The organism is Halomonas caseinilytica, from assembly GCF_001662305.1.
GTDB lineage: Bacteria > Pseudomonadota > Gammaproteobacteria > Pseudomonadales > Halomonadaceae > Halomonas > Halomonas caseinilytica.
The window spans coordinates 32,379-54,040 of record NZ_BDEP01000014.1 but is presented as its reverse complement, the minus strand read 5'-3'; the positions used below and the strand labels follow the sequence as shown (position 1 = coordinate 54,040).

Sequence of the window (21,662 nt, the reverse complement as noted above, 5' to 3'; positions counted from 1 at the left end):
CGTGGCCCGTCACCATTCGTTACCTCGAGGATCCATGATGAGCACGTCTCTTGATTCCGGCTGGTTCACCGAAGTCTTCGACAGCCAGGGCAGTGCCTTCGCGTTGAAGGTGACCGACAAGTTGCATGAGGTGCGCAGCGACTACCAGCATCTCGAGGTCTACGCCACCGAGACATTCGGCAACCTCCTGGTGCTGGATGGCTGCGTGATGCTGACCGATCGCGACAATTTTCTCTATCACGAGATGATCGCGCATCCTGCGCTTTTCACCCACGCCGATCCGAAGCGCGTGGTGATCATCGGCGGCGGTGACTGCGGTACGCTGCGTGAAGTGCTGCGCCATCCCGGTGTCGAGAAAGTGACCCAGATCGACATCGACGAGGAAGTGACCCGGGCCGCCGAGCGCTTCTTCCCTTCCCTGACCGAGTCGAACGACGATCCCCGCGCCGAGTTGGCCTTTACCGACGGCGTGCGCTGGGTCGACGAGGCAGAGGCCGAGAGCGTCGATGTGCTGATCATCGATTCCACCGACCCGGTGGGGCCGGCAGAAGGCCTGTTCACGACCGACTTCCTGCGCCGTTGCCATCGCATCCTGCGTCCCGGTGGGGTGATGGTGCAGCAGAGTGAGTCGCCGCTTTACCACAGCGGTTCGATCATCCGGGAGCTGCGCCGTGACATGCGCGAGGCCGGTTTCGGCAGCGTGGCGACCCTGCCGTTCCCGCAGCCCGTTTATCCTTCCGGATGGTGGAGCGTCACCCTGGCCGGCAAGGGCTGCGAGGTGAATGACTTCCGTGAGCGCGACGCCCGGGAGGCTGATCTGCCGCTCGACTACTACACCGCTGAGATACACCGGGGAGCCCTGGCGCTGCCGCCCTTCATGCGACGAGCGTTCGACTGAGCACCGGTGCCGCCGGCGGTATCGCTATAGTCGCGGCTCGTGGCGGGAAGCGGGCTCCGCTTCGCCGTCACCCGGCGTCAGGGTCGGTTCATCGCCCCCCCGGCGCCGGGTCGATGCCGGCCGGGCGACGCGGGCACTGCCGATGACCTCATCGTCCATCGAGACCGGGCGGGCCGAGGATGTCCAGGCGCGTTCGGCGTCGTGGACGGCCGGGCGCCGATCGAAGGATCGGGTGACCACATCGCCCGGGGCGAAGCCGTTGCGCAGGCCCGCCAGGTGGTAAGGCAGCAGCCACAGCTCGGCGAGCAGGCGGACGCCGATCATGGCCAGCAGCAGCATGCCGGCCCCGAGTGCCAGCGGCGGCCAGGCGGCCAGCCAGGTGGTATCGGCGAGCCAGGGGGTGCGTGGCGCCAGCCACAGGCCGCCGGCTACCAGCAGGCCGAGCTGGATGATGGCGTGGCAGAACAACAGGGTGCGTCGCGGCAGGGGACGGTGTGGAAAGAAGAATTGCCGCATATTCGAGTCCTCCGGATAGCGTCGGCGGTTAGGGGGCCGAGGTTGCGCCGGCGCTCCTTGCCGGTGAGCCCGCATCCTACCCTAGACGGCGACGGCAGGGCAGTGTCCGCGAAGGCCGACGCCGGGTGTCGCCAAGAGCCGTCTCCCGCGTTGCATGATCGCGTGCAATGGTGGCCTCAGGAGTAATAGGGCAGATCGATCTGGTCGCTGCTGCGAATGCCCTCCGTCATGTGTCGGCACTGCTTGAGGAATTCCCGCATGCCGGTGGCCAGGTACTTGTGACGGTGCCAGATGAAGGCAAACTGGCGACTCAGGTCCAGATCGGGCGTCGGGATCTGAACCAGGCTGCCACGACGGAAGGCGTCGCGCAGGGCCAGCTTGGAGACGCAGCCGATGCCCAGCCCCGATTCGACGGCACGCTTGATGCCCTCTGTGTGTTCCAGTTCCAGCAGGGTGTTGAAGCGCCCGCGGCGGTGGCGAGCGGCTTGTTCCAGCGTCAGGCGAGTACCCGAGCCTTGCTCGCGCATGATCCAGGCCTCCCGCAGCAGGCGATCCAGTTCCACCGGTCCCTGGTTTGCCAAGTGGTGGCGCGGTGAGCAGAACACCGCCAGTTCGTCCTCCACCCACGGCTGAGTGATGACATCGTCCTCCTCGCACTGACCCTCGATCAGCCCCAGGTCGAGCTCATGCTGGCGCACCTCTTCGATGATGGTGCGGGTGTTGCGGACTTGCAGGCGGACGCGACTGCCGGGATGGCGCTGCATGAAGTCGCTGATCAGCAAGGTGGCCAGATAGTTGCCGATGGTCAGCGTGGCCCCTACGTCCAGAGTGCCGATGCCTTGCTGCCCGCGCAGCAACTCCTCGACCTCTTCGGCGCGGTCGAGCAGCGCCACGGCCTTGGGAAGTAGCTGGAAGCCCAGCGCGTTGAGCTTGAGCCGCTTGCCGATGCGGTCCAGCAATCGACAGTCGAACTGTCGCTCGAGCTCGGCCAGGGCGGTACTGGCCGCCGACTGGGAGAGTGCCAGGGCGCGGGCGGCTCGGGAGACACTCTCGTGCTGGGCCACGGCCACGAAGACCTCGAGCTGACGCAGGGTATAGCGCATTCGACTGGCTCCAGAGCATTTCTATTCAAAGTATAGATAAGCTTTATCCATACAATCCATTTAACAGATATTCTGGCCTTCCTTAGAATCAGTTGCAAAGAGTGAATGGCGCACATATGCGCTTCTGGAATATGTAGGAGCCGACATGAGCAAGTTTGCCGAGGAAGAAGTCCTCAGCGTGCATCACTGGAACGACACGCTGTTCAGCTTTCGTACCACCCGCGAGCGTAGCCTGCGCTTCAAGAACGGCCAGTTCGTGATGATCGGCCTGGAGGTGGAGGGCAAGCCGCTGATGCGCGCCTACTCCGTCGCCAGCCCCAACTACGAGGATCATCTCGAGTTCTTCAGCATCAAGGTGCCGGACGGTCCCTTGACTTCGCGGCTCCAGCATCTTCAGGTCGGCGACAAGATCATGGTCAGCCGCAAGCCCACCGGTACGCTGGTCACTGACGACTTGCTGCCGGGCCGCAACCTCTACCTGCTGTCCACCGGCACGGGGCTGGCGCCGTTCATGAGCCTGATCCAGGACCCCGAGGCCTACGAGCGCTTCGAGAAGATCGTGCTGGTCCATGGTGTGCGTACCGTCAGTGAACTTGCCTATGCCGACTTCATTTCCAAGGAGTTGCCCGCGCATGAGTACCTGGGCGAGGAGATCAGCGAAAAGCTCGTCTACTACCCGACGGTAACGCGGGAAGAGTTCCACACCACCGGTCGCCTGACCGATCATATCCGTACGGGGAAACTGTTCGAGGATACCGGCCTGCCGACCATCGATCCGAAACAGGATCGCGCCATGATCTGCGGCAGTCCGGCGATGCTCGACGAAACCAGTGCCCTGCTCGACGAGCTGGGTTTCAACATCTCGCCGCGCATGGGCGACCCGGGCGATTACGTCATCGAACGGGCCTTCGTCGAGAAGTAAGCCACTCGGCTGCGCCGGGAGCTGTGAGCCGTGAGTTGGAAAAATGCCCGGACGTTGTCCGGGCTGGAAGTCTGAAGAACGCGGCTGCACCGCTGAAAGAGGGAAGAAAACCCTAAGAACTCACGGTTGTGAGGTTGAGTCTGGCTTTCCTCTTTCCTTCCTGAGATTACACCGCGTCCTTGTCGGTCTCGCCGGTACGGATGCGGATGACCTGTTCGAGCGGCGTGACGAAGATCTTGCCGTCGCCAATCTTGCCGGTATTGGCCACCTGGGTGATGGCGTCGATGACCTGTTCGGTCATGTCGTCGTCCACCGCGACCTCGAGCTTGACCTTGGGCAGGAAGTCGACCACGTATTCGGCACCGCGATAGAGCTCGGTGTGGCCCTTCTGGCGGCCGAAGCCCTTGACCTCGGTGACGGTGATGCCCTGGACGCCGATCTCGGAGAGCGATTCACGTACGTCGTCGAGCTTGAACGGCTTGATGATGGCGGTCACCAGTTTCATGGTCTTGTCCTCGCATGGTTCGTGTGCCGACGGCGACGCACGCCGTCCTTGCTGGCCTCATTGTGACAGAGCATACACCCGCAGCGAATAGAATAAAAAAGGCCCCCTTGCGGGGGCCAGCAGGAGCACGCCAGCTCACTCGGGATCGCCTCATGCCTTGGCGACATTGAACTCGGGATAGGCTTCGAGGCCGCATTCGGTCAGGTCGACGCCTTCGTATTCTTCTTCCTCGCTGACCCGGATGCCCATGACGGTCTTGAGGATCAGCCAGACGATCAGGCTGGCCACGAACACCCAGGCGAAGATGCCGAAGATGCCGATGATCTGGGCGCCGAAGCTGGCGCTGCCGTTGGACAACGGAACGGCCAGGACGCCCCAGATGCCGACCACGCCGTGAGCGGAAATCGCACCGACCGGATCGTCGAGCTTCAGCTTGTCGAGGCAGACGATGGAGACAACGACCAGCAGGCCACCGAAACCGCCGATCAGGGTAGCGCCCAGGGCGCTGGGCGACAGCGGGTCGGCGGTAATGGAGACCAAGCCGGCGATGGCGCCGTTCAGAGCCATGGTAAGGTCGGCCTTGCGGAACCAGGCCTTGGCCAGGATCAAGGCGGCGATCACGCCACCGGCGGCGGCCGCGTTGGTGTTGACCAGGACCTGGGCCATATTGTTGGCGGAGGTCACGTCGGACACCTTCAGCTCGGAACCGCCGTTGAAGCCGAACCAGCCCAGCCACAGGATGAAGGTACCCAGTGTCGCCAGCGGCATGTTGGCGCCCGGAATGGCGTAGATGGTGCCGTCCTTGCCGTACTTGCCCTTGCGGGGGCCGAGGACCAGCACACCGGCCAGGGCGGCGGAGGCGCCGGCCAGGTGCACGATGCCGGAGCCGGCATAGTCGGAGAAACCGATCTCGGCCAGCCAGCCGCCGCCCCAGGTCCAGTAACCGGATACCGGATAGATGAAGCCGGTCAGGATCACGGCGAAGATCAGGAAGGCCCACAGCTTCATGCGCTCGGCGACCGCGCCGGAGACGATCGACATGGCGGTGGCCACGAACACGACCTGGAAGAAGAAATCGGCGCGGGCGGAGTAGTAGGGGGCGTCGTCACCGCCGGCCAGCACTGCGTCCACGGAATTCTCGCCCCCCAGCAGGAAGCCCAGGCTGGGCAGGACGCCGCCGGCACTGCTGGAGTACATGAGGTAGTAGCCGACCAACAAGTACATGGTGCAGGCGATGGCGAACAGGGCGATGTTCTTGGTCAGGATCTCGGCGGTGTTCTTGGAGCGGACCAGGCCGGCCTCGAGCATCGAGAAACCGGCGGCCATCCACATCACCAGGGCACCGCAGACCAGGAAGTAGAAGGTGTCGAGCGCGTAAGCGAGCTCTGTCATGACGAATGTCTCCGTATCGGGAACAGGCAGGAAGGCGGTCGGCGATCAGACGGCGTCGGCGCCACGCTCGCCGGTGCGGATGCGGATGACGTCTTCCAGCGGGGTCACGAAGACCTTGCCGTCGCCGATCTTGCCGCTGTTGGCGGCATTGCAGATGGCGTCCAGCACGGTATCCAGGCGGTCGTCGTCCACGGCGACCTCGACCTTGACCTTGGGCAAGAAGTCGACGACGTACTCGGCGCCGCGATAGAGTTCGGTGTGGCCTTTCTGGCGACCGAAGCCCTTGACTTCGGTGACAGTGATGCCTTGAACGCCGTTGTCGGCGAGCGCCTCGCGGACGTCGTCGAGCTTGAAGGGCTTGATAACGGCGGTGATCAGCTTCATCCCGGTACTCCCTTGTTCGGTGGGCGCGGCACGTTGCCACGCGGTGCATCGTTGTTCTGATGAAGCGCGAATCGTGCCAGGTGACGGGATAATCCTGATTTTTCATGAGTCTGTGAAAAGCGCGAGGTGTTGCTGAACGCGCCGCGTGCAGTACGGAGAAGGTCCATGCACTGGATTGGTGCCTGGGTGGCGGCGCAATGCTCCATAAGGTGGCGGACGAGAGGAATGCGGTGAAAGGACGCCTTGCGTATCCTGTCAGAAGGTTTTCCCCACCATCCATTCAGGAGAAGCAGTATGGTCAGCCAGGACCGTATCAGCCGCTTGGCCCAGCAGATCGGTGAGCGCCTGCAAGGCGCCTCCCAGGCCCCGGAAGAGGTACAGAAAGGCGTGCAGCAGGTCGTGAAAGGCGCCTTTGACCGCCTCGAACTCGTTTCGCGTGAGGATTTCGACATCCTGATGGATGTCCTGCAGCGCACGCGAGGGCGGGTCGAGGCGCTGGAGAAGCAGGTCGCCGCCCTGGAAGATGCCCTGGACACACCGGCGGCTGCCACCGACGAAGATGCCGAAGAAGTCCGCGAGGTTGCGGCGGACATCGACTCTCCCGAGGCGGACGCCGGCGCCGGCGAAACCGGACGATGAAACCCTGGGCGTGCCCTGTGCCTCTGGTCTAGCCTGAAGAAGGCGCGACAAGGATGTCGCACCGAGCAACAACAGTGGCGCGAGGGAATGCCGATGACACTGGCGATCATTCGCACCCGGGCGGGCCTTGGCCTGGAGGCACCCGAGGTGCTTGTCGAGGTACACCTGGCCAACGGCCTGCCGGGCATTACGCTGGTCGGGCTGCCGGAGGCAGCCGTCAAGGAAAGCCGGGAACGGGTGCGCAGCGCCCTGGTCAATGCCGGCTTCGAGTTTCCGCTGCGGCGTATTACCCTGAATCTAGCGCCCGCCGACCTGCCCAAGGACGGTGGGCGTTTTGATCTGCCCATTGCGCTGGGACTGCTGGTCGCGTCCGGTCAGATTCCCCCTGAGGCGCTGGCGGATGTGGAGTGCGTGGGGGAGTTGGCGCTGGACGGTGGTCTGCGCCCGGCGAGCGGTGTGCTGCCGCTGGCCATGGCCACCCGGCAAGCGGGGCGTCGCTTGATCGTGCCCCGAGCCAACGCCGACGAGGCGGCCCTGGCCGGCGATCTGGAAGTCCTGCCCGCCGAGCACTTGCTGGAGGTGGTGGCCCATCTGCTCGGACAGGAACCCATTACTGCCCACCGGCTGCGAACGCCGCCACGCCGTGACGCGGCGGAGCCAGATCTGCGTGAGGTCAGGGGCCAGCACCAGGCGCGTCGAGCTCTGGAAGTCGCCGCGGCGGGTGGGCACAACCTGCTGTTCGCCGGCCCGCCCGGTACCGGCAAGACCATGCTGGCCAGCCGCCTGCCCGGCATCCTGCCGCCGCTCGGCGAGGACGAAGCCCTGGAAGTGGCGGCGATACGCTCGGTCAGTGGCCTGCCGCTGGCCGAGCAGTGGGGGCGTCGTCCCTTTCGGGCGCCACACCATACCGCGAGTGCCGTGGCGCTGGTCGGCGGGGGTTCTCGCCCCAAGCCGGGGGAGATCTCCCTGGCGCACCATGGCGTGTTGTTTCTCGATGAACTGCCCGAGTTCTCGCGGCACGTGCTGGAAGTGATGCGCGAGCCGATGGAATCCGGACAGATCCACATCGCTCGAGCCAACCATGAGCGTCGCTATCCAGCGCGCTTTCAGCTAGTGGCGGCGATGAACCCTTGCCCCTGCGGTCATCTCGGCGATCCGCGCCAGGCCTGCCATTGCACGGCTGCTCAGATCCAGCGCTATCAGGCACGGCTTTCGGGGCCGCTGCTGGATCGCATCGACCTGCAGGTGGAAGTGCCGGCGCTGCCGGCGGAGCAGTTGACCTCGCGGGAGCCGGGCGAGGATTCGGCGATGGTGCGCGAGCGGGTTCTGGCGGCACGCGAGCGCCAGTGGGCGAGAGGGGCGCTCAATGCCCACCTGGCGGGACCCGACCTGGAGGCCGCTTGCGCGCTGGGCGGCGAGGACCGTGCCTGGCTGGCCGAAGTGCTGGAGCGGCTGCAACTCTCGGCACGCGCCTTCCATCGAGTGCTGCGGGTGGCGCTGACCCTCGCCGATCTGGCCGGCGCCCCGCAGCCGGCCCGCGAACACCTGATCGAGGCCATCGGCTATCGTCAGCTCGATCGGTTGCTCAAGGGTGGCTGACCTGGACGATGCCGCCTCTGATCACCGAGAGGCGTGTCAGTGACTCGCCGATTTGCGGGGTGATGAAGGCGCGGCCCCGCTGACGTGGGGAAGTCTTCCCGTCGGTGAGTTGGCCCAACGGCCGTGAAATCGTTGGCTCATAGCGCCGTGGCGTCGAGGGCGCCGTCGATATGGGCCTGCCAGAGCGGCTGCTCGCCGCCGGGGCGTCGCAGGGTCAGGGTCAAGCGGTAGGGCAGCAACTCCCGGTCGGAGAGTTGCAGTCGCGGGGCCGAGGCATTCAGACGGCTTTCCAGGCGCCATTGATTGTCGCCTGCGCCATCGCCCAGAGCGGGTCGCCAGTCGAGTACCTGAGGACTATCGTCGAGCCCCAGCAGGGCGCGGGTCAGGCTTTCCATCAGTCGCTCGTCGGAGAGGCCCAGTTCGGGGTCGACCTTCGGCATGGCCAGCAGGAGCACCTGATCGGTGGTGGGCTTGGGCAGGGCCGGCGAGGCGGCTACCTGCTCGGCGGCGCGCTCGCCGAGCCCGAGCAGCGCCTGCCGAACGGTCTTGGGGCGTTCCGGGGCGGCGGTGCAGCCGGCGAGGACGAGCAACAGTGCCAGGCAGATCAGTGTGCGAGCGTTCATGAACATCGGCGCCTTTCGGGGGGCTGAGCCTCGAAGCCTTCCTCCAGGTCGGCGAGAAAGCGCGCCAGGTCCGCGAACAGCGTGCGGCGTATCGGTTCGGCTTCGTTGACCAGGTGGTGCCGGGCCTCGGGGTGTCGGCAGATTTCAGCATTGGGAAACTTGCGGTCGAGCACGTCGAGATTCCATTCCCAGTCCACGGTCGAATCCTGCTCGCCCTGCAGGATGAGGGTGGGCACGCGGTTGGGAGGAAGGGCCAGCAGTCGGGGCATCCAGCGGCGCATGGCATCGACCCATTCCATGGCCAGGCGGTCCGGTTGCAATGGATCGCCTTCGCGCAGGAAGGTAGCGAAGTCGCTGTCGGTGGAGTTGGCGCGGAAGCGGCGTGGCACCGAGCGTACGAAGGGGCCCACCAGTCGGTGCAGCCAGCTGGATTGCGACCAGCCCCAGGGTCGGACCAGCGGGGCCAGCAGGGCCACGCCCTGCCAGTGGCCGTCGTCGCCTCGCGCCAGGGCATCGGTGGCCAGTATTGCCGCTCCGGTACTCTGGCCGACACCGACTCGGGGAGGGGCGGCCAGGCCGCGGGACTCGAGTTCTCGGCACAGGTCGCTCAGGCAGGCGCCGTACTCGTCGAAATCGCCGATGGAGGCGCGGGGGCCGCTGGAGAGACCATGTCCGGGCAGGTCCCACAGCACGACACGCCAATTGCGCTCCAGCAGGCATTCGAGCAGGTGGCGGTAGAGTCCCAGATGGTCATAGTAGCCGTGCACGACCCAGACCGTGCCGATGGGCTCCCGCGGGGTCCAGACCTGGGTCCACAGCCGGAAGCCGTGGGTATCTACGTAGCCGACGTGAAGGTCCGTCGTCTCGGCGAGCAACGGACTCAGGCCATAATGGTCCAGGTAGCATTCCAGCGCCTGGCCGGCTTGCTCGGCCGGTGCAATGGGGCCAAGTGCCTGTAAGGGAGTGAAGTCGCTCATCGCATCCTCTGCTGTACTCGCCCATGCTAGCGTCATGGCAGCGGCGGAGCCAGTCATGTTATCGAGGGAAAAGCGCTGGCCACGTCTCGTCATTTGGTCGATATCGAGACGAGGTGCGCCTTCCTTGGCTTTACATGTGGAATAATTTTCCACAAAATTATTCAGGAGCAGTCACCCTTCGCTGTCCGGCCGATCGGTGCCAGGGGGCGCCGAGCTGCCACGCATCAGGAGAACGACCCATGACCCAACGCATTACCCGCCATCGCCTTCAAGTGGCCGCCGAGCTGGACCGTTTCATCAACGAACGGGCCCTGCCGGGAACCGGTGTCGATCCCGAGGCCTTCTGGACCGGCGTGGATGCCCTCTTTCATGATCTGACACCGAAGAACCGCGAACTACTCGCCGAACGTGACCGCCTGCAGGCCGAACTCGATGCCTGGCACCGCGAGCATTCAGGGCCGGTGCGTGACATGGCGGCTTATCGTACCTTTCTCGAGGAGATCGGTTATCTGGCCCAGGCGCCGGCGAATGTCGAGGTCACCACGGCCAATGTCGATCGCGAAATCGCCGTGCAGGCGGGGCCGCAGTTGGTGGTGCCGGTCAACAATGCCCGCTATGCCCTGAACGCCGCCAATGCGCGCTGGGGAAGCCTGTACGATGCCCTGTACGGCACCGATGCCATCGCCGATGAGGATGGCGCCGAGCGCGGTGAGAGCTTCAACCCCAAGCGGGCCGAGAAAGTCATTGCCTATGCCCGGGGCGTGCTGGATCGTGCCGCGCCCCTGGCGACCGGTTCCCATGGTGAGGCGGTCAAGTATGCGCTGCGCGATGGCCATCTCGTCGTGACCCTGGAGGGCGGCCGCGAGACCGGTCTCAAGGAACCCGGCAAGCTGGTGGGCTACCAGGGCGAGGCCGAGGCGCCCGACGCGGTCCTGCTGGTCAATCACGACCTGCATCTGGAGATCCAGATCGATGCCGGCCACCCCATCGGCAAGACCGATCCCGCCGGCGTCAAGGACGTGGTCGTCGAGGCGGCGCTGACTTCCATCATGGATTGCGAGGACTCCGTGGCGGCGGTGGACGCCGAAGACAAGGTCGAGGTCTATGCCAACTGGCTGGGCCTGATGAAGGGCGACCTGGAGGCCCAGATCGACAAGGGGGGCAAGACCTTCACGCGTCGTCTCAATGATGATCGTACTTGGCGCAATCCCGCGGGTGGCGACGTGACCCTGCCGGGACGCTCATTGCTGTTCGTTCGTAATGTCGGCCATCTCATGACCACACCGGCGGTACTCGATGCCGATGGCAATGAATTGCCGGAGGGCATTCTCGACGCTGTCGTCACCAGCCTGATCGCCCTGCACGACCTCGCGAAGGGCGAGGGAGAGCCGCGCAATTCCCGCGAAGGATCGGTGTACATCGTCAAGCCCAAGATGCACGGCCCGAAGGAAGTGGCCTTTGCCGATACGCTCTTCGCGCGCGTCGAGGACCTGTTGGGCATGACCCGCGATACCCTGAAGATGGGCATCATGGACGAGGAGCGCCGGACCTCGGTGAACCTCAAGGCGTGTATCGCCGAGGCAGCTTCGCGCGTGGTGTTCATCAACACCGGTTTCCTCGATCGTACCGGCGACGAGATGCACTCCACCATGGAGGCCGGTCCGATGATCCGCAAGGGTGACATGAAGAACAGCGCTTGGATCGGCGCCTACGAGCGGAGCAACGTCCAGACCGGCTTGGCCTGCGGGCTGCGCGGCCATGCGCAGATCGGCAAGGGCATGTGGGCGATGCCGGATCTGATGGCGGCGATGCTCGAGCAGAAGATCGGCCATCCCAAGGCCGGTGCCAACACCGCCTGGGTGCCATCTCCCACGGCGGCTACCCTGCATGCCTTGCATTATCACCAGGTCAGCGTGGCCGAGGTGCAGCGCGAACTCGAGGCCCAGGGGGAACCCGATTGCCTGGACGAGCTGCTGACCGTACCAGTGGCCGAGCACCCGGCGTGGAGCGACGACGAGATCCAGCAGGAGCTCGATAACAACTGTCAGGGCATTCTTGGCTATGTGGTGCGCTGGGTCGAGCACGGTGTGGGCTGCTCCAAGGTGCCGGACATTCATGATGTCGGCCTGATGGAGGATCGCGCGACCCTGCGGATTTCCAGCCAGCACGTGGCCAACTGGCTGCACCATGGCGTGGTGGATGAGGCGCGGGTGCGGGATACCCTGGAGCGCATGGCCAAGGTCGTCGACGAGCAGAATGCTGGCGATCCGTCCTATACGGCGATGAGTGCCGACTTCTCGGCCTCCCACGCCTTCCAGGCCGCCTCCGATCTGATCTTCAAGGGGCTCGAGCAGCCTGCCGGCTATACGGAGCCGCTGTTGCACCACTGGCGTGCGGTCCACAAGGGAGCCTGACCGGCGGCGGGCCGTGCGGTTGGCGGGATATCCTGGTGCTCGTTGCCGGTAGCTGGGCTATCTTGGGGCCAATGCTCGAGCAACCGTCGCAGGGAGAGCCCCATGACCGTGATGTCCGCCACTGCCATCGAGGAGTTTCTCGATGAGGTCTTTCCACAACGGGCCGGCACCATCGAGGGTGTCGATGAGATGCGCGCCACCATGAGTCTGGCCATCGAGGACGAGCACCTGCGGCCCGGAGCCTGTGTCTCCGGGCCGACCATGATGGGGCTGGCCGATGTCTGTCTCTACGTGGCGATCCTGGCGCAGATCGGGCCGGAGCCGATGGCGGTCACCAGTGACCTGCATTGTCGCTTCCTGAGGCGGGCCCGAGGTGACCGTGACCTCATTGCCAATGCGCGAATCTTCAAGCTGGGCCGTCGCCTGGCCGTCGGCGAGGTACAGTTGTTCTCCGCTGGGGACGAGGCGCCGGTGGCACTGGTGACGGCAACCTATGCACTGCCCGACAGTGACTGAGGCGCACCGCCCGGGGGTCAGACTTTCGAGCGGTTTCGCAGCACGACGCCGGCCAGCGTCAGCCAGCCGAGTATCAGCAGCAGGCCTCCCATCGGGGTGAGTGGCCCGAGCCAGTCCATACCGGAGAGTGCCAGACCGTAAAGCGACCCGCAGAACAGCAGCATACCGGCCGCCCAGAGGGCCAGCACCAGGCGTTGACCGGGCAAGGGCAAGGTCGCTCGCCAGGCCAGCACGCCAAGCATCGCCAGGGTGTGCCAGGCCTGGTAGCGCACGCCGGTCTCGAAGGCAGCCATCAGGCGGGGCGTCAGCTCCGCCGCCAGGACATGGGCGCCCAGGGCGCCGATCATCACCATCAGGGCGCCGGACAGCGCCGTTGTCAACCACCAGGGTCGGTCATGCATCATGGATCCTCCATCGATGACGCCTTACCGTACCCGCCACGAGGCTGAGGCGCTACAATAGGGGCCTGCTACAGCCATAGCCAAAGATGCAAGAGGATGCCATGCAGATCCATCTCAATGGCGAAGCGAAACATCTGGACAGCGAGATGTCGGTGGCCCAGCTGGTCGATACCCTCGGCCTGACCGGTCGCCGTATTGCCGTGGAGGTCAACGAGGAGATCGTGCCGAAGAGTATCCACGGTGATACGCGTCTGGCGGATGGGGATCGAGTGGAGATCGTCCATGCCATCGGCGGAGGCTGAGGGGTAAGACGGCTTCCGTGCGGCGAGCGAACTCCAGGCTGCCAGCGGCACTCGTGCGCGAGCCCGGTCAACATCCTCATGTACTGGTGTACCCCATCTTCACTGGCAATACACATCAGCGCTGTCCCTGCGCCATAGGAGAAAGACACGCATGACCGATTTCATCCAGGACACGCCCTTGCGGGTCGCCGGCCGTGAATTCCGTTCCCGACTGCTGGTGGGCACCGGCAAGTATCGCGATTTCGACGAGGCCGGTGCGGCGATCACCGCCAGCGGGGCCGAAGTGGTGACCTTCGCGGTTCGCCGCACCAATCTGGGGCAGGATGCATCGGCGCCCAACCTGCTCGATGTGGTCTCCCCGGAGCGCTATACCCTGCTGCCCAACACGGCCGGTTGCTTCACCGCCCAGGATGCGGTGCGTACCTGCCGCCTGGCCCGGGAGCTACTGGATGGTCACAACCTGGTCAAGCTCGAGGTGCTGGGCGATGAATCGACGCTCTACCCCAATGTCGTGGAGACCCTCGCCGCCGCCGAGACGCTGGTCAACGATAGTTTCGATGTGATGGTCTACACCAGTGACGATCCTATCGTCGCCCGCGAGCTCGAGCGCCTGGGGTGCTGTGCGGTGATGCCGCTCGGCTCGCTGATCGGCTCCGGTCATGGCATCCAGAATCCCTACAACATTCGCTTGATCATCGAGCAGGCCAATGTGCCGGTGCTGATCGATGCCGGTATCGGTACCGCCTCCGAAGCGGCCCAGGCCATGGAGCTGGGGTGCGACGGCGTGCTGATGAACTCCGCCATCGCCCATGCCCGGCAGTCGGTGCTGATGGCCAGTGCCATGCGACAGGCGGTCAGCGCCGGGCGCGAGGCCTTCCTGGCTGGCCGCATGCCGCGTCGCCGGGAAGCCGAGGCATCGTCGCCCATGGCGGGCCGTATCAACGCCTGAACCGACGCGATCCTGTTTGCCGGCTCGGTTTTCCGATGCCGCTTTTCGACCTAGTGACCCAATAGTGAACCACGCATGAACGAACCCGATACCACCGGCCCCGAACGTCCAGACGCACCGCGGCATCGCCGCGGCATCAAGAGTTATGTGTTGCGCGCCGGACGCATGACCACCGCCCAGACCCGGGGCCTCGATGAGGTCTGGCCGCGTCTGGGGGTGACGCTCGATGCGGGGCGTCAGGATCTGGATGTCCTGTTCGGGCGCCAGGCGCCTCGCGTGCTGGAGATCGGTTTCGGCATGGGGGCGTCGCTGATCGAACAGGCCGAGTCGCACCCCGACACCGACTTCATCGGCATCGAGGTGCACGCGCCAGGTGTCGGCAAGTTGCTCGACGAGGTCGACAAGCGTGGCCTCACCAACCTGCGGGTCTACCGCGAGGATGCCCTGGCGGTGCTTGAGCGCTGCCTGCCCGAGGCCAGCCTGGACACCGTGCAGCTGTTCTTCCCCGATCCCTGGCCGAAGAAGAAGCACCACAAGCGGCGCATCGTTCAGCCGGCTTTCGTCGAACTGGTACGCACTCGCCTCAAGCCGGGCGGTACCCTGCACATGGCCACCGACTGGGAAGCCTACGCCGAGTGGATGGCCGAGGTGATGGCGGAGGCGCCGGGCTATGCCAATACTGCCGATGCGGACACCGCGCCTTATGTGCCGCGCCCTGCCTTCCGGCCGCTCACCAAGTTCGAGGCCCGCGGGGAGCGTCTGGGACATGGTGTCTGGGATCTGATTCACCGTCGTGACGACGACTGACCCCATTCCGGTCGAGGGTCGACGCCGGGGCGGCGGGCCGAATGGCGGGACGTTCGCTCCGACGGCCGGCCGGGCTCGCCGTACCGCCATGGCCGCCGGCGCCGCGTCCCTGATGGCGGCCGGCATATAGGGCGCTGCCGGCGCCGACGAGTCCAAGCAGCATGCCGATGGCGCCCATGGTGCCGGGGAGCTCACCGAACATCAGCGCCGTCCAGGCGAGTGTCGCCGCCGGGGTCAGCGCGACCAGGCCGGCACTGTGCCCCACGCCGAAACGCCGCAGGCTCTCCACGAAGAAGCCGTAACCGCCGAAGGTGGCCAGCACGATCAGCCAGACCAGAGCCGTCAGGGTGTCGGGGCTCGGCGTCGGCGGTGCCAGGGAGCCTCCCGTGCCAAGGGCCGCGAGGAAGAAGACGCCGGTGGCGGCCATCAGTTGTGCCGTCAGGCGAGCCTCCAGAGGCAGCGTCGCGGGTTGCCGTGTCGTGAGGGCGCTGCCCAGTGTCACGCAGGCCACGGCCAGCAGTGGCAGACCATACGCCCAGAGCGGAGCGCCGCCGACGCCTTGCAGGTCGTCCAGCACGCTCAGGGCGGCTCCCAGGGTCGCCACCGTCATGCCCAGCCACTGAAGGGGGCGGGTGCGTTCGCCGAGCCAGCCGCTGGCCAGGGTGATGGCCGCCAGTGGTTGGAGAGCGCCGATCAATGCCGCCACTTCTGCACTGACGCCTGCCTTGACGGCCAGCAGCATGGTCAGCAGATAGCCTCCCACGGTCAGGCTGCCGATCAACGCTTCGTGCGCCAGCGCCCGAGGGTTCAAGCGGGGCTGGTGACGTTGCCGGCAACGCCACCACCACCAGCCGCCCGCCAGCAGCGTGGCCAGGGCGAAGCGCCAGGCATAGAGCGCCAGGACTGGCGTATCGATGGCAACGGCCAGCCGGCTGCCCACGAAACCACTGCTCCAGCACACCACGAAACCGACCGCCACGATCAGGCCTCCCAGGGCGGGGGAAAGCGATGAGAGCGTGATGTGTCGCAGTCGATGCACGGTGCCCGTCATGATACCTCCGGTCCTGGGGGTGGATTGGTCCGCACAGGTTGACTGGTCTAGAGTGTTTCGTGAATCGAAACTTATTGGACCGAGCATTCAATATGGCTGAAGGCATTTCGGACTCGCTGGATCTCGAGGCGCTGCGCAGCTTCGTGGCGGTCGTGCGCTTGGGTACGCTGGCCGCGGCGGCCGAGCAGCGTCATCGCACCGTCAGCGCACTGAGCATGCAGATCAAGCGCCTGGAGGCGCGGCTGGATACCACCTTGCTGATACGGGGGGCGCGAGGGGTGAGCCCGACGCCCAGCGGCGAGGCCTTGCTGGGCGAGGCGCGGGAACTGTTGCGTCGACACGATGGCCTGGTGGCCAGGATCAGTGGGCGAGGGTTGAGCGGCCGCGTACGTTTCGGCATGCCGGAAGACTACGCCAGTCGCCTGGTGGGGCGTCTGTTGCCAGACTTTCTGGCACGGCATCCGGATGTGGTGCTGGAAGCGGTGACGGCGCCCAGCGGCGAGCTGGCACGTCGCCTGGAGCGGGGAGAGCTATCGATGATCGTGGCGCTCGACCGTCCTCACCGGCTCAGTGGTGGCGAGCCGTTGTGGCGCTCCACGCCAGTCTGGGCCGGGGCGCGAGAACTCGTCCTGACGCCGGAGCAACCGTTGCCACTGGCGCTTCACCCCGAGGACTGCCCCTATCGGCAGTTGGGAGTCGAGGCATTGAGCGCGATGGATCGCCCCTGGCACGCCGTCTTCACCAGCACCAGCATCCACGCGGTGGAAACGGCGGTGGAGTCGGGGTTGGCGGTGAGCATTCTCGAGCGTGACCGATTGACGCCGGCCATGCGAGAGCTTGGTGCGGCGGAGGGGTTGCCGGTGCTGCGTGGCTGTGAGGCGCAACTGCACTATGGGCGGCAGGTTTCCGCTGCGTCCTGGCCGGCAGTCGAGGCGCTGGGCGAACTGGTCAAACGGCAGCTTGGTCAGCGGGAATGATGGTGCGAGGCGAGCGACGCGCAGCCGAGAGACAAACCAACGCCACGAGACGAACCAACAAAAGAAAGCCGCCCTGGGCGGGGCGGCAAAAGACCGTGACTAGCAATGAGGAGGAGAAACCTGGGCAAGAAACTGGCAGGAACCTTGCCCCGGCATGGCGCCTCATCAACGCCATGTTTGTAGAGTAAATCATTCTCATTTGATCTGTCAACGCAAACGAGAATTTTTTTTATTACGTTTCGGGGACGGGCCCTATCAGCCGACCAAGCGTAGCCAAAAGGGGAGCGAGGCCATGGCGATCAGGGTCTGGCCGGTGATCAGCGCGGCCATCAACTCGGCATCGCCACCGAGCTGACGAGCCAGGATGTAAGCGGAAGTGGCGGTGGGCAAGGCGGCGAACAGCAGCGCAATATCGCGACTCACCGGATCCAGCCGGAGCAACAGGGCGAAACCGAGAACCAGGGCCGGCATCAGGATCAACTTGGCCAGGTTGGCCGCCCAGACACCGAGATCGAGGCGCAGCAGGGCTCGTGGCCGCAGAGCGACGCCTACCGCCACCAGGCCGAGCGGCAGGGCGGCCCGACCGAGCAGCTCCGTTGCGGGGGCGCTCCAGCCGGGCAGGCCGATACCACTGAGGTTCAGGGCGATGCCCAGCAGGCACGCCAGGATCAAGGGATTGCGTGCCAGGGCGGCCAGGCTGGCGCGCATGCCGGCGGTACCGAGTGTGCCGGCGGCGATGAAACTGGCGACACACAGGACGTTCACGACCGGTACCATCAAGGCCACGGCCACTGCTGCGACAGTGGCACCGGCCTCGCCATGCAGCGCCGCGGCACCTGCCACGCCGACATAGGTATTGAAACGCAGCGAGCCCTGGAACACCGATGTGAAGGCCGGGGCCGCCAGACCCAGCCGATGGTTCGCGGCCCAGAGCGCGCCCCCCAGCATGCCCATCGCACCGAGCAGGGCCAGGGCCAGGCGTCCCACCGGGACTTGCTGGATATCGGCACCTGCCAGGGTCGAGACCAGCATGGCGGGGAACAGCAGAAAATAGATCAGCCGCTCCATCCGTGGCCAGAAATCGCCGCCCGGCTGGTCGAGGCGGCCGAGCAACGCGCCCAGCAGGATCAACAGAAAGAGGGGCCCGAGGGCTCCCGCCACGCCTTCCATGACACCTCCTCATTGGGTCCGTCACGCGATGGAGCGTCCCGGATTTCGTCGGGATGGCTTGGATTCGCGCCGTCCAGACAGCTATCTTGCCATCATCGGCGGCGTGACTTCACTGTCATGTGCGGACCGGAGACCGATCATGACGCCGGGTGGCGTCGAGCAGACGAGGAGCGGCCATGATGACACGGCGTTGGCGGTATCTGGCGGCAGGTGCCATTGCGCTGTCGGTGTTATTCGGCCTGCTGGCTCATCAGTGGTGGAGCGGTAAGGGCAGCGAGGCGGAGCTGGAAGGCGGCCCTATCTCGCTGCCGTCGACGCGAGACGAGTTTGCGCTCTCCCAACTGGATGAGGACCAGCTTGCGGTGGTCTTCTTCGGCTATACCTGGTGTCCGGATGTCTGCCCCATGAGCCTGGCGGTGGTCCGCCAGGTACGCCAGCAGCTATCCGACCCGCGCCGAGAGCAGGTAGTGCCGGTGATGATCTCCGTCGATCCCGAGCGCGATACCCTGTCGCGGCTCGAGGAATACCTCGCTTCCTTCGGCGAGGACTTCATCGGTGCGACCGGCAGCATCGAGCAGGTAGAGGAGATCGCCGAGCGGTATGGAGTCGTGTGGCGCAAGGTCGAGGCGCCGGAGTCGGCTATGGACTACACCGTCGATCACACCGCCTCGCTCTATCTGGTGGACCGGCATGGCGAGATTCGCCGGCGTGTTCTCCACTCACCGACGCCGGGCCCGCTCAAGGCAGCGTTGAACGATGTGCTCGACGCCATGTGAACGGCATCGTCGGCCCTGAACGATGACGACCGGCTCATAGGAGCCGGCCGTGCGAAAGGCGTTGAGTGCGAGGGATCACTCGGCGTCGCTGGCGCTTTCGGTGTCGCCGCTCTGTTCGCCGTTGGCGTCTTCCGCTGCTTCGGCGGGAGTGACGTCGAGCAGCTCAACCTTGAAGATCAGCGTCTCGTTGGGGCCGATCGGGCCCTGACCGCGGGCACCGTAGGCCAGGTCGGCGGGAATCGCGATCTCCCAGGTGTCGCCCACGCTCATCAGCTGCAGGGCTTCCTGCCAGCCATCGATGACCTGGCCGACTCGGAAGCTGACCGGCTCGCCGCGCTCGTAGGAGCTGTCGAAGACGGTGCCATCGATCAGCTTGCCTTCATAGTTGACCTTGACGGTGTCCTCGGCACTCGGCGTGGCGCCGTCGCCGGATTCCAGCTCACGATACTGCAGGCCCGAATCGGTGACCGTGACACCGTCCTTTTCCGCGTTCTCCTCGAGATAGGCTTCACCTTCGGCCTGATTGGCCTCGGCGCGCTTCTCAGCTTCGGCGGCACGCTTTTCCTGGGCCTGTTGCTGGAACTGGGCCAGGGTATCGGCCATTTCCTGATCGGTCATGGCCAGCTCGTCGCCGGTGTAGACGTCGCGGATGGCCTGGGTGAACGCATCGATATCGAGATCGGAAACATCTTGCTGGATGCTCTGACCCAGGGTCACCCCGAGGCTGTAGCCCAGACGTTCCTGGTCGGACTCGGGCGCGGCCAGTGCCAAGGGAGCGGCGGTCAACAGGGCCGCCAGTGAAGCGGAAGTCAGCAGTGTCTTCATGAAAAAGCCTTGTGGTCCGGCGCCTTGGCGCCATGAGTGTATGGAACCCATGGGACTCTAACAGGGCCGGAGAGGTTCCGCACGCATGCGCCGGATGCCGCTTCCGGCCCCCGTCGGAAAGCCGTCAGACGACCATGACGGGACAGTGCGCGGAGCCTGCCACACGCTGGGCGACACTCCCCAGCAGCAGGCTCTTGTCACCGTTGGTGCCCTGGGCGCCGATCACGATCAGGTCGCACTCTCGCTTGCGGGCGAAGCGCACGATGGTACGCGAGGGGCGCCCGCCCTTGACGAAGGCGCGTATCTTGTCCACCGGCACGCCCATCTCGGCGGCGCGTGTCTTGGCCTGGACGGCGATCTCCGTGGCGTAGTCCTTGAGAGCATCGTCCGGAATATCCAGCTTCTCGGGGCGGACCATCGACAGCGAGGCTTCGAGCAGGCTGTGATGCTTGAACACGCACAGGATGTAGAGTTCGGCGCCGGTCAATCGCTGCAGACCCACGCCCTTTTCCAGCGCCTTGACGGCGCCCTTGGAGCCGTCGACCGGCACCATGATCCGATTGAACATCGTCACCTTACTCCTTGTGTCCGTGTAGAGCCGCTTACCTGAAGGCGAGGTCGCGCAGGAACAGGGCGATCTGCGGGAACAGGATCAGCAACGCGGCCGCCAGTACCAGCATGAAGATGAAGGGAGGCGTGCCCTTGATCACGTCCAGATAAGGACGCTTGAAGATGGCGATGGCGGTGAAGATATCGCAACCGAAGGGCGGCGTCGCCGAGCCGATGGCCACCTGCAGTGTGATCAGGATACCGACGAGCACCGGGTCGAGGCCGGTGGCCTCGATGGCCGGTGCGAAGACCGGTGTCAGCACCAGGATCACCACGATGGGGTCGACGAACATGCAGGCGACGAAGAAGGCGATGCAGATGGCGATCAGCACCCCGGTCGGCCCCGCTTCGTTGATGCCCACGGCCTCGAGAATGGCCTGGGGAATCTGGGCGAAGGAGATGATCCACGAGAAGCTGTTGCCGACCGCCACCAGAATGAAGACCACGGCGGTAATCAGGCCGGTGGACTTGGCGATGGTGTAGATATCGTTGATCTTCAGCGAGCGGAAGACCACGAACTCCAGCAGGATGGCATAGAGCACGCAGGCAGCCGCGGCTTCGGTAGGACTGAAGATGCCCCCATAGATGCCGCCGATGATGATCACCGGGAAGCCCAGCGGCCACAGTGCCAGGCGTACGGCCGAGAAACGTTCTCCCCAGCTCGCCTTGGGCTCGGTGGGCACGCCACGGACGATGGCATAGATCACGCAGTAGGTAGCGAACATGGCCAGGATCATCAGGCCCGGGCCGATTCCGGCGATGAACAGCTCACCGATGGAAGTGCCGGAGATGATCCCGTAGATGATCATGCCGATGCTGGGCGGGATCAGGAAGGCGATGTCACTGGAGTTGATGATCAGCGCCAGGCTGAAGGAGTCCGAGTAGCCGGCCTTGAGCATACGTGGACGTAACGGGGAGCCCACCGCGACCACGGTGGCCTGGGTGGAGCCGGAGACGGCCCCGAACAGCGTGCAGGACGCTGCCGTACTGACGGCGAGACCGCCCTTTATGTGGCCGATGAAGGCCATCACCATATTGATCAGTCGATTGGCCGACTGACCGCGCGTCATGATATCCGCGGCGAGAATGAACATGGGCACTGCGATCAGCGATGCCGGTCGTATGCCGGCCATCAGTTGCTGGATCAGGGTCTCCATCTGGCCCAATCCGCCGAACATCATGAAAAACCCGATGATCGCTGCCGTCGCCAGCGGAATCATCATGGGAAAGCCCAGCAACAGCAGGCCGATCATGGTCGCAACCATTATTGTCGTCATCTTGCATTCCCCCGGGCGAATTGCCCTGCG

At 65.1% G+C, this 21,662-nt stretch carries 24 protein-coding genes; 11 read left to right on the top strand and 13 right to left on the bottom strand.

The genetic code is table 11. From position 1 onward, the window contains the following. The first annotated feature begins 37 nt into the window (after positions 1–37). On the top strand, positions 38–898 hold the full coding sequence (speE, locus tag A9O65_RS07965) for a polyamine aminopropyltransferase (RefSeq protein WP_064699848.1): 861 nt from the start codon (positions 38–40) through the stop codon (positions 896–898). 24 nt (positions 899–922) lie between these two features. Here speE and A9O65_RS07960 read toward each other — a convergent pair whose 3' ends face one another. After that, a complete protein-coding gene (locus A9O65_RS07960) occupies positions 923–1,414 on the bottom strand; it encodes a hypothetical protein (RefSeq protein ID WP_064701819.1) in 492 nt (163 codons plus the stop codon). A 176-nt stretch (positions 1,415–1,590) separates the two neighbouring features. Further along, positions 1,591–2,517: a LysR family transcriptional regulator gene (locus A9O65_RS07955; RefSeq protein WP_064699846.1), complete on the bottom strand. Its 927-nt coding sequence runs from the start codon at positions 2,515–2,517 to the stop codon at positions 1,591–1,593. A 145-nt stretch (positions 2,518–2,662) separates the two neighbouring features. On the opposite strand from A9O65_RS07955, the gene A9O65_RS07950 reads away from it, so the two are divergent. Further along, the gene (locus A9O65_RS07950; RefSeq protein ID WP_064699845.1) at positions 2,663–3,439 is read left to right on the top strand and encodes a ferredoxin--NADP reductase; all 777 of its coding nucleotides are present in this window, start codon (positions 2,663–2,665) and stop codon (positions 3,437–3,439) included. A 166-nt stretch (positions 3,440–3,605) separates the two neighbouring features. On the opposite strand, the gene glnK is transcribed toward A9O65_RS07950, so the two are convergent. The 3 genes from glnK to A9O65_RS07935 all read right to left on the bottom strand — a co-directional run bounded on the left by glnK (position 3,606) and on the right by A9O65_RS07935 (position 5,720). Further along, the gene (glnK, locus tag A9O65_RS07945) at positions 3,606–3,944 is read right to left on the bottom strand and encodes a P-II family nitrogen regulator (protein WP_064699844.1); all 339 of its coding nucleotides are present in this window, start codon (positions 3,942–3,944) and stop codon (positions 3,606–3,608) included. Between the two features lie 150 nt (positions 3,945–4,094). Next, positions 4,095–5,336 carry an ammonium transporter gene (locus A9O65_RS07940; protein WP_064701818.1) on the bottom strand — a complete coding sequence of 414 codons (1,242 nt, stop codon included), beginning with the start codon at positions 5,334–5,336 and terminating at the stop codon, positions 4,095–4,097. Between the two features lie 45 nt (positions 5,337–5,381). Beyond that, positions 5,382–5,720 (bottom strand): P-II family nitrogen regulator, encoded by a 339-nt coding sequence (locus tag A9O65_RS07935; RefSeq protein ID WP_013330858.1) that lies wholly within the window; start codon positions 5,718–5,720, stop codon positions 5,382–5,384. A gap of 294 nt (positions 5,721–6,014) precedes the next feature. On the opposite strand from A9O65_RS07935, the gene A9O65_RS07930 reads away from it, so the two are divergent. Both A9O65_RS07930 and A9O65_RS07925 read left to right on the top strand, forming a co-directional pair. Next, positions 6,015–6,359 carry an accessory factor UbiK family protein gene (locus A9O65_RS07930; protein ID WP_064701817.1) on the top strand — a complete coding sequence of 115 codons (345 nt, stop codon included), beginning with the start codon at positions 6,015–6,017 and terminating at the stop codon, positions 6,357–6,359. Positions 6,360–6,452: 93 nt separating this feature from the next. Next, positions 6,453–7,958 carry a YifB family Mg chelatase-like AAA ATPase gene (locus A9O65_RS07925; protein WP_064701896.1) on the top strand — a complete coding sequence of 502 codons (1,506 nt, stop codon included), beginning with the start codon at positions 6,453–6,455 and terminating at the stop codon, positions 7,956–7,958. 137 nt (positions 7,959–8,095) lie between these two features. Here A9O65_RS07925 and A9O65_RS07920 read toward each other — a convergent pair whose 3' ends face one another. Continuing rightward, positions 8,096–8,581: a hypothetical protein gene (locus tag A9O65_RS07920; protein WP_249260703.1), complete on the bottom strand. Its 486-nt coding sequence runs from the start codon at positions 8,579–8,581 to the stop codon at positions 8,096–8,098. Beyond that, the gene (locus tag A9O65_RS07915) at positions 8,578–9,558 is read right to left on the bottom strand and encodes an alpha/beta hydrolase (RefSeq protein ID WP_064699840.1); all 981 of its coding nucleotides are present in this window, start codon (positions 9,556–9,558) and stop codon (positions 8,578–8,580) included. The genes A9O65_RS07920 and A9O65_RS07915 overlap by 4 nt, the downstream gene beginning before the upstream one ends. Before the next feature lie 239 nt (positions 9,559–9,797). On the opposite strand from A9O65_RS07915, the gene A9O65_RS07910 reads away from it, so the two are divergent. Both A9O65_RS07910 and A9O65_RS07905 read left to right on the top strand, forming a co-directional pair. After that, on the top strand, positions 9,798–11,972 hold the full coding sequence (locus tag A9O65_RS07910) for a malate synthase G (protein WP_064701815.1): 2,175 nt from the start codon (positions 9,798–9,800) through the stop codon (positions 11,970–11,972). 102 nt (positions 11,973–12,074) lie between these two features. Then, positions 12,075–12,488: a PaaI family thioesterase gene (locus A9O65_RS07905; RefSeq protein WP_064699838.1), complete on the top strand. Its 414-nt coding sequence runs from the start codon at positions 12,075–12,077 to the stop codon at positions 12,486–12,488. A gap of 17 nt (positions 12,489–12,505) precedes the next feature. Here the strand turns inward: A9O65_RS07905 and A9O65_RS07900 are convergent, their stop codons facing one another. Continuing rightward, positions 12,506–12,889, bottom strand: a complete 384-nt coding sequence (locus A9O65_RS07900) for a DUF423 domain-containing protein (protein WP_064701895.1) — start codon at positions 12,887–12,889, stop codon at positions 12,506–12,508. A 101-nt stretch (positions 12,890–12,990) separates the two neighbouring features. Between A9O65_RS07900 and thiS the strand changes: the two genes are divergently transcribed. From thiS to trmB, 3 genes are all read left to right on the top strand, one after another. After that, positions 12,991–13,191, top strand: a complete 201-nt coding sequence (gene thiS / locus A9O65_RS07895) for a sulfur carrier protein ThiS (RefSeq protein ID WP_064699837.1) — start codon at positions 12,991–12,993, stop codon at positions 13,189–13,191. Positions 13,192–13,342: 151 nt separating this feature from the next. After that, complete coding sequence (locus A9O65_RS07890; protein ID WP_064701814.1) at positions 13,343–14,140, top strand: thiazole synthase; 798 nt, start codon at positions 13,343–13,345, stop codon at positions 14,138–14,140. A gap of 75 nt (positions 14,141–14,215) precedes the next feature. Next, positions 14,216–14,947: a tRNA (guanosine(46)-N7)-methyltransferase TrmB gene (gene trmB, locus A9O65_RS07885; protein WP_064701813.1), complete on the top strand. Its 732-nt coding sequence runs from the start codon at positions 14,216–14,218 to the stop codon at positions 14,945–14,947. Here the strand turns inward: trmB and A9O65_RS07880 are convergent. Continuing rightward, complete coding sequence (locus A9O65_RS07880; RefSeq protein WP_254783112.1) at positions 14,871–15,998, bottom strand: DMT family transporter; 1,128 nt, start codon at positions 15,996–15,998, stop codon at positions 14,871–14,873. The genes trmB and A9O65_RS07880 overlap by 77 nt on opposite strands. A gap of 92 nt (positions 15,999–16,090) precedes the next feature. Here A9O65_RS07880 and A9O65_RS07875 point away from each other — a divergent pair, with 92 nt between their 5' ends. Beyond that, positions 16,091–16,975, top strand: coding sequence for a LysR substrate-binding domain-containing protein (locus tag A9O65_RS07875; protein ID WP_082920143.1), 885 nt, complete (start codon positions 16,091–16,093; stop codon positions 16,973–16,975). A gap of 255 nt (positions 16,976–17,230) precedes the next feature. Here A9O65_RS07875 and A9O65_RS07870 read toward each other — a convergent pair whose 3' ends face one another. Further along, complete coding sequence (locus tag A9O65_RS07870) at positions 17,231–18,145, bottom strand: AEC family transporter (RefSeq protein WP_064701811.1); 915 nt, start codon at positions 18,143–18,145, stop codon at positions 17,231–17,233. A 176-nt stretch (positions 18,146–18,321) separates the two neighbouring features. Between A9O65_RS07870 and A9O65_RS07865 the strand changes: the two genes are divergently transcribed. After that, the gene (locus A9O65_RS07865) at positions 18,322–18,921 is read left to right on the top strand and encodes an SCO family protein (protein WP_082920142.1); all 600 of its coding nucleotides are present in this window, start codon (positions 18,322–18,324) and stop codon (positions 18,919–18,921) included. A 75-nt stretch (positions 18,922–18,996) separates the two neighbouring features. Here A9O65_RS07865 and bamJ read toward each other — a convergent pair whose 3' ends face one another. The 3 genes from bamJ to A9O65_RS07850 all read right to left on the bottom strand — a co-directional run bounded on the left by bamJ (position 18,997) and on the right by A9O65_RS07850 (position 21,632). Next, complete coding sequence (bamJ, locus tag A9O65_RS07860; RefSeq protein WP_064701810.1) at positions 18,997–19,746, bottom strand: BamJ family beta-barrel-assembly machinery protein; 750 nt, start codon at positions 19,744–19,746, stop codon at positions 18,997–18,999. Positions 19,747–19,870: 124 nt separating this feature from the next. After that, positions 19,871–20,314 (bottom strand): universal stress protein, encoded by a 444-nt coding sequence (locus tag A9O65_RS07855; RefSeq protein WP_064699831.1) that lies wholly within the window; start codon positions 20,312–20,314, stop codon positions 19,871–19,873. A 34-nt stretch (positions 20,315–20,348) separates the two neighbouring features. After that, complete coding sequence (locus A9O65_RS07850; RefSeq protein WP_064699830.1) at positions 20,349–21,632, bottom strand: TRAP transporter large permease; 1,284 nt, start codon at positions 21,630–21,632, stop codon at positions 20,349–20,351. Positions 21,633–21,662: the final 30 nt, after the last annotated feature.